The organism is Bradyrhizobium sp. U87765 SZCCT0048, from assembly GCF_018131225.1.
In the GTDB taxonomy this organism is placed as follows: Bacteria; Pseudomonadota; Alphaproteobacteria; order Rhizobiales; family Xanthobacteraceae; genus Bradyrhizobium_A.
In genome coordinates, this window is sequence record NZ_JAFCMM010000005.1 from 678,421 (window position 1) to 690,891 (window position 12,471).

The following is a 12,471-nucleotide window of genomic DNA, read 5'->3' on the forward strand; positions in this document are numbered from 1 at the left end:
AGAGTTTGGCAGCGTTGATTCACTCAACCTCGTGCCATCGTCATGACGGGAATGTTCTGATGTTTCGCCGGCTTTCGGTCAGCCTTCGCATCTACTGCATCATCGGCCTCAGCTTCTGCTGCCTGATGGGCCTCGCGGTGATGCAGGCCAGTACTCTCTCCCGGGCGCTCAAGGAGCAGCGCCAGAGCGAACTGAGCCATCTGGCGCAACTCGCGCTCGGCTTCGCCCAGGAAGAGCACGACAAGGTGCGTCAGGGCCAAGCGACAGACGAGGCCGCGCGCGCCAGCGCCGCGGCGCGGATTGCGAAGCTGCGCTACGGCAAGGGCGACTATTTCTGGATCAACGATTTCGGACCGCGGATGATCATGCATCCGGAGAAGACCGAGCTCAACGGCAAGGACCTCGGCGGCATCAAGGATCCCAACGGCAAGCATCTCTTCGTCGCGTTCGTCGACGAGGTCAAGAAGAACGGCGCGGGCTTCGTCGATTACCAATGGCCGAAGCCGGGCAAGGATGCGCCGCAGCCCAAGCTGTCCTACGTCGTCGGCTTCCAGCCCTGGAACTGGATCATCGGCACCGGCGTCTATATCGACGACCTCGACGCGCAGGTGTGGCAGAGCATTCGCGAGGTGGCGATCGTCGCCGGCATCGTCATGGCGCTGCTCGGCGTGGTGACGATCCTGATCGCGCGCAAAATCTCCTCGGCGATGGTGTCGATGACGTCGGCGCTGACGCGTCTCGGCGAGGGCGATTTCGCCATCGCCCTGCCGGGACTGTCGCGCCGCGACGAACTCGGCGACATGGCGCGTTCGATCGACCAGTTCCGGCTGCGCGCCGCCGAGAAGGCGCGCGCCGAAGCCGTGCTGGAGGAGGAACGGCGGCAGGCGGCGGAGGAATTCAAGCGCCGGGCGTTGCAGGACATGGCTGATACCGTGGAGCGCGAGACCACCAATGCGGTGGCGCAGGTCTCCGCCGGCACCGAGCGCATGGCGGCGAACGCCGTCCACATGACCGGCACGGCGGTGCAGCTCGGCAAGAACAGCGCCAGCGTCGCGGCGGCCGCCGAGCAAGCCCTGGCGAACGCGCAGACGGTCGCCGCGGCGTCGTCGCAGCTCAGCGCCTCGATCGCCGAGATCGCCAGCCAGGTCAATTCATCGAAGGCGCTGACCGCGGAGGCGGTGTCGGCGTCGGAGCAGGCCCAGACGATTATCGGCCGACTGTCGCAGGCGGCGGACCGGGTCGGCACCGTGACCAAGCTGATCAGCGAGATCGCCAGCCAGACCAACCTGCTGGCGCTCAACGCCACCATCGAGGCGGCGCGCGCCGGCGAGGCCGGCCGCGGTTTTGCGGTCGTCGCCTCCGAGGTCAAGTCGCTGGCACAGCAGACGGCGAACGCCACCGGCGAAATCTCGCAGCAGATCGCCGAGATCCAGGACGCGACGCGGGAGTCGGTCGCCTCGATCACCGCCATCGGCAAGGCGATCGGTCATGTCGAGAGCGTCTCCTCGGCGATCGCATCCGCGATCGAGGAGCAGAATGCGGTCACCCGCGAGATCGCCCGCACGGTCGACGAGACCTCCGGCGCGGCACGCGAAGTCGCGAGCCAGATCGCGACGGTGTCCCAGGAAGCGGTCGAGACCGGGCGTCGCGCGTCGGACATCCAGAACGGCTCCACGGAAATTGCAGGCAAGGTCGACGACCTGCGCACCATCCTGGTGCGCGTGATCCGCACCTCGACCACGGACGTCGATCGCCGGACCGAGCCTCGCATCGCCATCGGGCATGCCGGGCGGGTGATCAGGGATGGTCGTGTCGTGCCGGTGCGGGTGCGCGAGTTGTCGGCCGCGGGAGCGACGCTCGAGGGACTGGCTGGCTGCCAGGTCGGTGCGTCGCTGATGCTGGAGATCGATCGCTTTGGCGGTCCGTTCGGGGCGAGCGTGGCGCGGATCGACGGCGGCGATACGTTTGTTCGTTTCTCGGCAGCGGATGCCGGCCGCGTGCGACACCTGCTGGCATCCGAACAGGCGGCCTGAGGCTGCGGCGCGCCGGGGACGCTGTCGCCGGCCTCAGCCGCAATTGTAGTGCGGACCGATCGGGGTGTAGGTCCAGCACGGGCCGAAGCCGCCGCCGTTCCAGCGGCCGCGGTAATAGCCGGGATAGCCGTACCAGCGATTGAAGGGATCGCGCTCGCGCGCCACGCGCCGCTCCCACTCGATCCGTTCCGGCGAGCGCACGCCGGGCAGGAAGCCGTAGCCCTGCCAGCGTGTCGTCTTGTGCCGCCTGTGCCGCGCGGCGGCGTCCGCCGTCGTCACCAGCAGGGCGGTCAGCGCCACGGCGCAGACGGCCAGGGCGATTCGTGGTCCGGTGCGGGAAAGCATGATGGAGGATCCGTTCATCGCAGCCTGTTGCGGCTGCTGAAGTCGATCATGTCGCGGCCGGACCTGGAGAAAGGCCCGTAGACGCCATAGGCGATTTCGCCGGCGGCAAGCACCAGCATCACCAGGGCGAGGGCGACGAAAAAGGAACGGTCTTCCATGCACGGCTCGTGACTGGACAGGCCTGCGCCTGCCATTCGGGTGCGCCGAACCTATCGTGCCCGTCGCCGCCGGGCAAATCCTTCGGAGCATCGCGGCAGCGGTGAAACGGCGCGGCGTCCTGCATGGTGGCGGGCAATGTCAGGACACGATCACGCATTCGTCAGTGGACGGCTGGCGCATCGGCGCTGCCACAGATTGCCGAAACTCGACCTGCGTCGGCCGCGCGGAGATCGAGTCGGGCTCGACGGCAAACCGACCGGAACGAGGCGCCGCGCGGCAAGGGCCGGCATGGCGGTGGGGCCATGGGGGGATGGGGGGAGGCCGCAGATTCTAGCTGGTGAGGCAGCCGGTTGCCGCTATCATCCGTTCAGCCGGCCGGGCGCGGCCGGAGGGAGACCGACCCATGACCTTCGCTTCCCTGGCTGAACTCGACAGGCGGATCGCCATCGTTCGCGACAACATCCGGCAACTGGTGGAGCAGGCCGCGGCCGTCTCCGGCGGCAACAACGAGGCGCTGGTCGCCGACCGCATCGCCCAGCAGACCGAGGAGCTCGAGCGCCTGACAAAGGCACGGGACGAGTTGCTGGCGCAGAAGCCGTGATCGCGCGCGCGCAGGTCTACCTCGCGGGCCCCGGGGTGTTCCGCCGCGATGTCGTCGAGTTCGCCGCCATGGTCAAGCAGGTCTGCCGCGCGCATGGCCTTTCGCCGCTGTGGCCGATGGACAACGAGATCGAGGCCGAGGCCGACAAGGCGCGCCAGGCCGACCATATCCGCCGCGCCAACGAGGACATGGTGCGCCGCGCCGACGCCGTGGTGGCGGAGATCTCGCCGTTTCGCGGCCCCAACATGGACCCGGGCACCGCCTACGAGATCGGCTTCGCGGTGGCGCTCGGCAAGCCGGTGTTCGCCTGGACTGCCGATCCGCGCACCTTGCTGGAGCGCACCGTCGACGGCGCGGCACAGGAGCATGCCGGCGTGGTCTATGACGGCGCGATGATGGCGATCGAGGATTTCGGCCTCGGCGAGAACCTGATGATCGCCACCGCCGTGCGTCACGTGTTCGCGTCGTTGCGTGAGGCGGTGGCGGCCTGCGCCGATCATCTCGGCGGCGTGCGGCGCTGAAGCCGACGATGTGGAGAGCGAGTCACCGCGCGAGGTCGTGCGCTGCCTGCCGCGGTTCGCCGCGCTGCGCCGTGCTCCAGCGCCAGGTCCGCCCGTAACGGGTGAGCGGCTCCTCGACCAGCCTGGTCATGCCCCAGCCGACGAGCACGCAGACCGGCAGCGCGGCGATGGTCACCGCCCACTGCGCCGGGGTGCCGAGGCCCGGCGTGGCGCCGAGCAGGAGGCCGTGCATCAGGCCGAGGATCGGCAGATGCGTCAGGTACAGGCAGTAGCCGTTGTTGCCGAAGAACTGCAGCGTCTTCGAGCGGAAGCGTGCGGCTTCCGGCGTGCCGAGCACGATGCACAGCAGGAAGGCGGCGCAGCCGGCGCCGATCAGCAGCGCGCCGAAGGTGTCGTAGACGCGGGTGTCGACGATGCGCAGCGCCAGCGCGGCGACGATCAGCACCAGCGGCGCGACGCGGATCGCCGGGACGAAGCGCGGCCAGTCGATCGTCCGGGTGGTGATGGCGATCGCCGCCAGCACGCCGCAGGCCAGGATGTCGGCGCGGCCCGGCAGCAGCACCAGCGCCGCCATCGGCGAGTGGCCGCCGAAGGCGATCGTCCCGCGCAGCACCAGCGCACCGAGCGTCGCGACGGTGAGGATGCGCACGATCCAGCGCCGCGGCGCGAACACGATCAGCGCCGGCACCAGCAGATAGAAGTGCTCCTCGACCGCGAGCGTCCAGGTCGGGGCCAGCCAGTGGGCGCCGATGCTGTCGGTCGCCACCATGAAGATGTTCTGCACGAACGTCAGGTAGCCCCACAGCGGGATCGCGTCCGACGCCTCGGTCCATGGATAGGGCAGCGCGCGGTACAGCAGCGTGACGGCGAGCAGGGTGAGAACGTAGGCGGGGACGATGCGGCAGGCGCGGCGGACATAGAACACGGCGAAGAAGTTGGCATGGGCGCGGCGCTCGAGGATCAGCTTGCCGATCAGGAAGCCGCTCAGCACGAAGAAGATGTCGACCGCCAGCCAGCCGACCATGATCGCGCGCAGGCCGTGCTCCACCTCGCCGAAATAGTGCGACAGGATCACCATGATGGTGGCGAGGCCGCGCAGGCCGTCGAGCGCGGGGATGCGGCGGGCCTCCGGATGCTCCGCCGCCACGGCCGTGGCGGGCGGTGTGGTGGTGCGGCCCGCGGGCAGGGCGGTCGCGATGTCGGTCATGGGAACGCTCTCCTGCCAGGAATCGGCCAGGGATCTTCTCGCCCCCTGAAAATTCAGCGGCGATGGTCTCACATTGCCCGTCAACAAATGGTTCGCGCGGGCGGAAGGCTGTTCGCGGAGAGGTATTTGGATGCTGCTTTGTCTGATGTGTCGCGGCCGGCGGGGCGCCGGGTGGCGTCCCCTGCCGGCGCCGCGGCAGGTGTCGGTCGGGGCTTTCGCGAGGCTGCCTGCGGCAATGTGCGGAAGGCCGCGGCCGGCGGCTGTTAGGGCCTATTTCACCAATTGCCGATAGCAGGGGTATTATTTTGCGGTGCTTCCCTGGCGCCGCGCGCCCCCAGTCGCCCAGGAAAGGTGCACGATGCTCGGCAATTTGCGGATCTCTTCCAAGCTCATGATCATGGTGTGCCTCGCGGTGCTCGGCATCGGCGCGGTGGCCGCGGTCGGACTGTCGACGCTCAAGAGCAATCTGCTGGAGGATCGCAAGGCCAAGCTGCAGGATCTCGTGCGCGTGACCCAGCAGGCGCTCGACTTCGACCGCGAGACGGCGAAGAAGGCGGGACTGTCCGAGGCGGAGATGCTGGAGCGCAGCAAGACGCTGCTGCGCAGCCTGCGGTTCGGCAAGGACAACGACTACTTTTACGCCCTCGACATGAGCGGCAACGTGGTCGCCCACCCCAATCCCAAGGTCGAGGGCAAGAACCTGATGAACACCCCCGATCCGGATGGCGTCTATTTCACCCGCGAACAGGTCGAGCTGGTGAGCAAGGGACCGGGATCGGGCTTCAGCACCTTCCGCTTCCCCAAGGTCGGTGCCACCGAGCCGCAGCCGAAGATCGTCTACGCCCTGGGCTACAAGCCCTATAACTGGTCGATGGGAGCCGGCATCTATCTCGACGACGTCAATGCCATCTTCTGGTCGCAGGTCGAATGGATCGGCGGCCTGTCCGTGGTGGCGCTGCTGCTGGTGGTCGGCATGTCCGTGCTGCTGGGACGCAGCATCGTCAATCCCATCACCGGCATGACCGCGGCGATGCGCAAGCTCGCCGGCGGCGACGCACAGACCACGATCCCGGCCCTCGAACGCGGCGACGAGGTCGGCGCGATGGCGCAGTCGGTGCAGGTGTTCAAGGACAACATGCAGGAGACCGCGCGGCTGCGCGCCGAGCAGGATGCGCTGAAGCAGAAGTCGGAAGACGAGAAGAGGCACTTCCTCGGCCGCCTCGCCGATGACTTCGAGACCGGCGTGCGCGCCTCGCTCGACACCCTCGGCCAGTCCGCCAGCGGCATGCGCTCGATGTCGCAGACGATGTCGGCGACCGCCGAGGAGGCGAGCCGTCAGGCGTCGACGGTGGCGACCGCCGCCGGTCAGGCGACGTCCAATGTCCAGACGGTCGCGGTCGCGACCGAGGAGCTGTCGTCGTCGGTCGGCGAGATCGGCCGCCAGGTGACGCAGTCGACCGAGATCGCCGCCAAGGCGGTGCAGGAAGCCAACCGCACCAACGCCACCGTGCAGGGGCTGTCGTCGGCGGCGCAGAAGATCGGCGACGTCGTCAAGCTGATCAGCGACATCGCCAGCCAGACCAACCTGCTGGCGCTCAACGCCACCATCGAGGCGGCACGAGCGGGCGAAGCCGGCCGCGGCTTCGCGGTCGTCGCCAACGAGGTGAAGTCGCTCGCGAGCCAGACCGCCAAGGCCACCGAGGAGATTTCCGCCCAGGTCGCCGCCATGCAGCAGGCCACCGGCGAGGCGGTCGCGGCGATCGGCAGCATCAGCGGCACCATCGCCTCCATCAACGAAATCGCCACCACCATCGCCTCGGCGGTGGAGGAACAGGGCGCCGCCACCCAGGAGATCGCCCGCAACGTGCAGCAGGCGGCCGAGGGCACCGGGCAGGTGTCGCAGACCATCGTCGGCGTCAACCAGGCGGCCGGCGAGACCGGCACGGCCGCCAATCAAGTGCTGCTGTCCGCCGAAGAACTCAGCCGTCAGTCGGCGGCGCTGCGCGCCGACGTCGATCGCTTCCTCGCCAACATCCGCGCGGCATGACCGGCGCCGGCTGAGTCGAGCCCGACGAGAGCGCATTTTGTCGCAGCGCCGCAACCGGCCTCCATCGCGGAGGAACGGTTGTGGCGCTGCCGCTTTTTCGGGGAGAGTGTGGCGCGGCTGCTTTTAAAATTCTTTTTTATTTTCAGACCATTGACGTTTGTAAGGTTCGCGTCATGGTTGTGTTTCCATTTGTTGCCAGCGAGTCACAGACAAATCGACGCGCCTGTGTAGTGTGCTGTTGCACTTCCCCCAGGAACCTTCACATGACGCATTACATCAAGACCTGCCTGCTGGCCGCAGCCGTTGTTGCCGGCGGCATCTGTTCGGCCAACGCCGCCGATCTCGCGGCGCGCACCTACACCAAGGCGCCGCCGGCGTATCAGTCCGTCTACGACTGGTCCGGCTTCTATATCGGCGCCGACGCCGGCTACGGCTGGGGCCGCGACCGCCACACCGACCTGATCCCCGGCGGCGGCTTCTGGACCGACGGCTCCAACGGCGGCACGCAGAGCATCAAGCCGAGCGGCGCGGTCTACGGCGGCCAGGTCGGCTACAACTGGCAGGTCTCGAACTGGGTGCTCGGCCTCGAGGCGCAGTTCAACGGCGCCAGCCTCAAGCGCACCGACGCCAGCATCTTCTTCCCGGCGACCGACAGCCTGCGCTCCAAGGTGGACTTCTACACCACCGTGACCGGCCGCATCGGTTACGCGGTGAACAACTGGCTGCCTTACGTCAAGGGCGGCTACGCCGGCGCGCAGCTCAAGACCGCCAACTTCGACACCCTCGGCAACAGCCTGACCCACAGCGACTGGCAGAGCGGTTTCGTGGTCGGCGCCGGCCTCGAATACGCCTTCGCCGGCAACTGGGTCGTCGGCGTCGAGTACAACTACATGGACTTCGGCAAGCAGACGTTCACGGCCAACGACGTGCCTGCGGCGCTCGCCACCACCGAGTCCTTCAAGGATCACCTGACCATCTCCACGGTCACCGGACGCCTCAGCTACAAGTTCGGTGGCCCGGTCGTCGCCCGCTACTGACGATCGCATCCCACGACCCACTCGAAAGCCCGGCCTTCGCGCCGGGCTTTTTCTTTTGTGGATCTGCGTTCCCATTCCGCGCGCGCGTGACGTTGCTCGACGTCGTGGTTGCGATGCGGCAGGCTGGTGCTGCGGTGTGTCGATGTCGCGGGACATGCGGCGTACGCGCGCACCGGCGTGGGCGTGGCGCGCTGTGGTTCGACAGCCCCGGGGCAAACGTCTATCCTCCATCGCAAGCAAGAACGGCCGGGCGATCATCGACCCGGTCCCATATGGAGGAGACGCAATGACCGGGTTCGCCTTGGATCGACGACGTTTGCTCTCTGGCGCAGCGACATCGCTCGCCGCCGCGGCCACGATGTCCGCGGACCAGTTGTTCGGCCTTGCAAAGGCGTTCGCGCAGAGCGCGCCATGGAAGCCGGAGAGCGGCGCCACCATCAACATGCTGCGCTGGAAACGCTTCGTCGAGGCGGAGGACGTCGCCTTCATGAAGATCGTCGACGCCTTCAGCAAGGCGACGGGCGTCAAGATCAACATCTCCAACGAGTCCTATGACGACATCCAGCCCAAGGCGTCGGTGGCGGCCAACACCGGGCAGGGGCTCGACATGGTGTGGGGGCTATACTCGCTGCCGTTTCTGTTTCCGGAGAAGTGCACCGACGTCACCGATGTCGCCGACTATCTCGGCAAGGCCTGCGGCGGCTGGGCGCCGTCCGGCGAGGCCTATGGCAAGATGGGCGACAAGTGGATCGGCATTCCGGTCGCCGCCACCGGCGGCCTCGTCAACTACCGCATCGCTGCCGTGGAGAAGGCCGGCTTCAGGGCGATCCCGAACGATCTCGTCGGCTTTCGCGAGCTGTGCCGCGCACTGCAGATGAACGGCACGCCCGCCGGGATGGCGATCGGCCACGCCTCGGGCGATGCCAATGGCTGGCTGCACTGGGCGTTGTGGGCCAATGGCGGCGCCACCGTCGACAAGGCCAACAGGATCGTCGTCAACTCGCCGGAGACGGCGAAGGCGCTGGAGTATGTGAAGTCGCTGTACGAGACGTTCATTCCCGGTACGTCATCGTGGAACGACAGCTCCAACAACAAGGCGTTCCTCGCCGGACAGCTCTATCTCACCACCAACGGCATCTCCATTTACGTCACCGCCAAGAAGGAGAACCCGGCGATGGCGGCGGACATCAACCACGCCCATCTGCCGGTCGGGCTCGACGGCAAGCGGCGCGAGCTGCATCTCGGCTTCCCGATCCTGATCTTCAACTTCACGAAGTACCCGCAGGCCTGCAAGGCGTTCACCGCCTTCCTGCTGGAGCCGGCGCAGTTCAATCCCTGGATCGAGGCGGCGCAGGGCTATCTGTCCCACTTCCTGCTCGGCTACGACAAGAACCCGATCTGGACCGCCGATCCCAAAACCACGCCCTACCGCGACGTCGCGCAGTCGGCCTCGACGCCGGCGGGCATCGGCACCATGAACGAGGCGGCCGCGGCCGCGATCGCCGACTTCATCGTCGTCGACATGTTCGCCAACTATTGCACCGGCGCGGAGGATACGAAAACGGCGATGGCCTCCGCCGAACGCAAGCTCAAGCGGATGTACCGCAGCTGAGCGTACCGGGCGCGGCGACTTGACGATGCACAAGCGGCTGGCCGGCGCCTCACGGCGCTGCGCCAGTTGGCGCTTGCCAAATGCCGGGCCGCACCCGATCATGCGCCGACGTGCCGCGTTCGGTTGTCATCGAACGGCCATCGCGGCGTGCTCCATCCGGGATCGTCCGTTCGTCACCAGCCGGCGACCGGCGCCGGTGGAGCGGGGATGCGCCGCCTCGGCGATGACTGGCCTGACGAAGATGACTGGCCTGACGAAGCGTGTGGCGCGGTGCCAACAATGAACGGTTTTGGGGAGAGACGGATCGTGGCAGGGCAGGGATTTTTCCCGGGATGGAAAGTTGTGGCCGGCTCAGGCGTCGGCATCGCGTTCGGTTCGGCGCCGTTCTTCGCCGCGGGCTTCCCCCTGCTGGCGGCGGCGATGGCCCAGAATTTCGGCTGGACCCAGCCACAGGTGGCGAAGGCCGCCACCATCTTCCTGCTGCTGCAGACCATCACCTATCCGATCTGCGGCTGGCCGCTCGATCGTTTCGGCTCGCGGCGCTTTGCGGTCGCAAGCATCCTCATGTTCGCAGCGGCGCTGCTGCTGCTGAGCCAGGTCGGCTCGCTGACACAGTTCTATCTCGCCTTCGCGCTGATCGGCCTCGTCAGCGCAGGCACCAACGTGCTGTCCTATGCCCGCGCGCTGGCGCTGTGGTTCAGCCGCAAGCGCGGCCTCGCGCTCGGCTTCGCCGCCAGCGCCCAGGCCGTCGGCGGCTTCCTCATTCCCATCGTCGGCCAGCAGATCATCGCCACGCACGGCTGGCCGGCGGCGCTGCTGGCGCTTGCGGCCGTCGAGATCGTGGTCTGCCTGCCGCTGGTGGCCTGGCTGGTCAAGGACAGTCCGGTGCCCTATGGCCTGCATCCCGACGGCGTCGCGCCGACGGCCCATGCCGGCGCCGCCGCGCCTGCCGCTGATGGTGATCCCGGCCTCACGGTCGGCGCCATCATTCGCACCACCACCTTCTGGAAGATGGCGGTTGCCTTCGCCCTCATCGGCATGTCGTTCTACGCCATCGCGCCGAATGTCGTTTACATCCTGACCAAGACCGCCGGCATGAGCCATGGGGAGATCGCCAGGATCCAGGCCGTGGTCGGCATCTCGGTGCTGTTCGGGCGCATCGGCTTCGGCCATCTGCTCGATCGCGTCCATGCACCGCTCATCGGCGTCATGACGGTGGTGATGTCGGCGTGCTGCGCGCTGGTCTACGCCACCCAGACATCGCCGGTCATCATCCTGCTCGCGGCGGTCATGTCCGGATTTGCGCTCGGCGGTGAAACCGACCTGTTGCCCTATCTCGCCAGCCGCTACTTCGGCACGCGCTCGGTGTCGCGTATCTTCGGCTGGTTCCTGTTTGCCTTCTTCCTCGGGGCGACGGCGGGTCCCATGGCGTTCGCCTGGGCCTCCGCAGCCTGCGACAGCGTCGTGATCCCGCTGGTGATCCTCGCCGCATTGCAGGTTGTTCCTGCGGCGCTGTTCCTGTCCCTCGGCCGCTATCCCGCGGCCGAGCCGGAGCCGGCGCTCGTGGTCGCGACCGCGGACAGCAAGGCGGCGTGACATCACCACAGGCCGTGCGGCCCTTGCGGCCGCCGGCCGTCCATGGCAATACGCCGGCCATGAACGACCGCATCACCGCTTGCGCGCCGCTGGCGCGCTTCACCTGGTGGCGCTCCGTCTAACGGAGCGGCACGTCGTCATGTCCTGATCCCCTCAGATCCTTTCGACCCTCGCCGCCGTGTTCGGGCAGGCGAGATCATGTCTCATGCGATGTTCGGCGCGGCGGCTTCCCAACAGGAGGCCTTCATGTCCATCGCACCGTCCACCATGTCATCCACCGCCGACGATACCCGGCCGGTCATCCTCACCGGCGATCGTCCGACGGGGCCGCTGCATCTCGGCCATCTCGCGGGCTCGCTGACCAATCGCGTCCGGCTGCAGGCAAGCCATCGCCAGTTCCTGCTTCTTGCCGATACCCAGGCCTTGACCGACAACGCGCGCGATCCCGCCAGGGTCAGCCGCAACGTGCTGGAGGTCGCGCTCGACTATCTCGCCGTCGGCATCGATCCGGCTGACAGCACCATCTGCCTGCAGTCGGGGCTGCCGGCGCTCGCCGAGCTGACGCTGCTCTACCTCAACTTCGTCACCGTGGCGCGGCTCGAGCGCAATCCCACCATCAAGGACGAGATCCAGGCGCGCGGCTTCGGCCGCGACATCCCGGCCGGCTTCCTGTGCTATCCGGTGGCGCAGGCCGCCGACATCACCGCGTTCAAGGCAAGCGTGGTGCCGGTCGGCGCCGATCAGGCGCCGTTGATCGAGCAGACCAACGAAATCGTGCGCCGGCTCAACCACCAGATCGGCCGGCCGTTGCTGGTCGAGGCCGCCGCGCTGATCCCCGATGTCGGCCGGCTGCCCGGCGTCGACGGCCAGGCGAAGATGAGCAAGTCGCAGGGCAACGCCATCGCGCTGTCGGCCTCGCCGGACGAGATCCGCGACGCGGTGCGTCGCATGTACACCGATCCCGGCCACCTGCGCGCCAGCGATCCCGGACAGGTCGAGGGCAATGTCGTGTTCACCTATCTCGACGCCTTCGACGACGATCGCGCCGGCGTCGACGAACTCAAGGCGCGCTATCGCCGTGGCGGGCTCGGCGATGTCGCGGTCAAGCGCCGGCTGGAGGATTTGCTGCAGGCGCGGCTCGCGCCGATCCGCGCGCGGCGCGCCGATCTCGCAGGCGATATGTCCTTCGTGCGCGAGGTGGTGCGCGAGGGAACGCGGATCGCTCGCGGCCGCACCCAGGCGACGCTCGACGGGCTGCGCGACGCGCTGGGGCTGCCGGCGCTGGCGTGAGCGTGCGAAAGGTCGCAGCGATG

Annotated in this window: 11 protein-coding genes; 8 read left to right on the forward strand and 3 right to left on the reverse strand. The window is 67.7% G+C overall.

Translation table 11 applies throughout. The annotated features are described in order from the left end of the window. Positions 1-59 precede the first annotated feature (59 nt). Positions 60-2,033 (forward strand): methyl-accepting chemotaxis protein, encoded by a 1,974-nt coding sequence (locus tag JQ639_RS29795; protein WP_249122851.1) that lies wholly within the window; start codon positions 60-62, stop codon positions 2,031-2,033. A 33-nt stretch (positions 2,034-2,066) separates the two neighbouring features. Here the strand turns inward: JQ639_RS29795 and JQ639_RS29800 are convergent, their stop codons facing one another. Next, positions 2,067-2,378, reverse strand: coding sequence for a hypothetical protein (locus JQ639_RS29800; RefSeq protein ID WP_249122852.1), 312 nt, complete (start codon positions 2,376-2,378; stop codon positions 2,067-2,069). Between the two features lie 14 nt (positions 2,379-2,392). Further along, positions 2,393-2,536 carry a hypothetical protein gene (locus JQ639_RS29805; RefSeq protein WP_211963163.1) on the reverse strand — a complete coding sequence of 48 codons (144 nt, stop codon included), beginning with the start codon at positions 2,534-2,536 and terminating at the stop codon, positions 2,393-2,395. Positions 2,537-2,940: 404 nt separating this feature from the next. Between JQ639_RS29805 and JQ639_RS29810 the strand changes: the two genes are divergently transcribed. Beyond that, positions 2,941-3,138 carry a hypothetical protein gene (locus JQ639_RS29810; RefSeq protein ID WP_211963164.1) on the forward strand — a complete coding sequence of 66 codons (198 nt, stop codon included), beginning with the start codon at positions 2,941-2,943 and terminating at the stop codon, positions 3,136-3,138. Then, positions 3,135-3,659 carry a nucleoside 2-deoxyribosyltransferase gene (locus JQ639_RS29815; RefSeq protein ID WP_211963166.1) on the forward strand — a complete coding sequence of 175 codons (525 nt, stop codon included), beginning with the start codon at positions 3,135-3,137 and terminating at the stop codon, positions 3,657-3,659. Before JQ639_RS29810 ends, JQ639_RS29815 begins: the two co-directional genes overlap by 4 nt. Before the next feature lie 22 nt (positions 3,660-3,681). Here JQ639_RS29815 and JQ639_RS29820 read toward each other — a convergent pair whose 3' ends face one another. Next, entirely contained in the window at positions 3,682-4,866 is a 1,185-nt protein-coding gene (locus JQ639_RS29820; protein ID WP_211963168.1) for an acyltransferase family protein, read from the reverse strand. A 358-nt stretch (positions 4,867-5,224) separates the two neighbouring features. Between JQ639_RS29820 and JQ639_RS29825 the strand changes: the two genes are divergently transcribed. The 5 genes from JQ639_RS29825 (at position 5,225) to trpS (ending at position 12,448) form a co-directional block, all read left to right on the forward strand. After that, a complete protein-coding gene (locus JQ639_RS29825) occupies positions 5,225-6,913 on the forward strand; it encodes a methyl-accepting chemotaxis protein (RefSeq protein WP_211963176.1) in 1,689 nt (562 codons plus the stop codon). A 263-nt stretch (positions 6,914-7,176) separates the two neighbouring features. Continuing rightward, positions 7,177-7,950 carry an outer membrane protein gene (locus tag JQ639_RS29830; RefSeq protein ID WP_211963178.1) on the forward strand — a complete coding sequence of 258 codons (774 nt, stop codon included), beginning with the start codon at positions 7,177-7,179 and terminating at the stop codon, positions 7,948-7,950. A gap of 286 nt (positions 7,951-8,236) precedes the next feature. Beyond that, positions 8,237-9,562, forward strand: a complete 1,326-nt coding sequence (locus tag JQ639_RS29835) for an ABC transporter substrate-binding protein (RefSeq protein WP_211963180.1) — start codon at positions 8,237-8,239, stop codon at positions 9,560-9,562. Between the two features lie 342 nt (positions 9,563-9,904). Beyond that, positions 9,905-11,158 (forward strand): MFS transporter, encoded by a 1,254-nt coding sequence (locus JQ639_RS29840; RefSeq protein ID WP_211963182.1) that lies wholly within the window; start codon positions 9,905-9,907, stop codon positions 11,156-11,158. A gap of 246 nt (positions 11,159-11,404) precedes the next feature. After that, positions 11,405-12,448, forward strand: coding sequence for a tryptophan--tRNA ligase (gene trpS / locus JQ639_RS29845; RefSeq protein WP_249122853.1), 1,044 nt, complete (start codon positions 11,405-11,407; stop codon positions 12,446-12,448). Positions 12,449-12,471 lie beyond the last annotated feature (23 nt).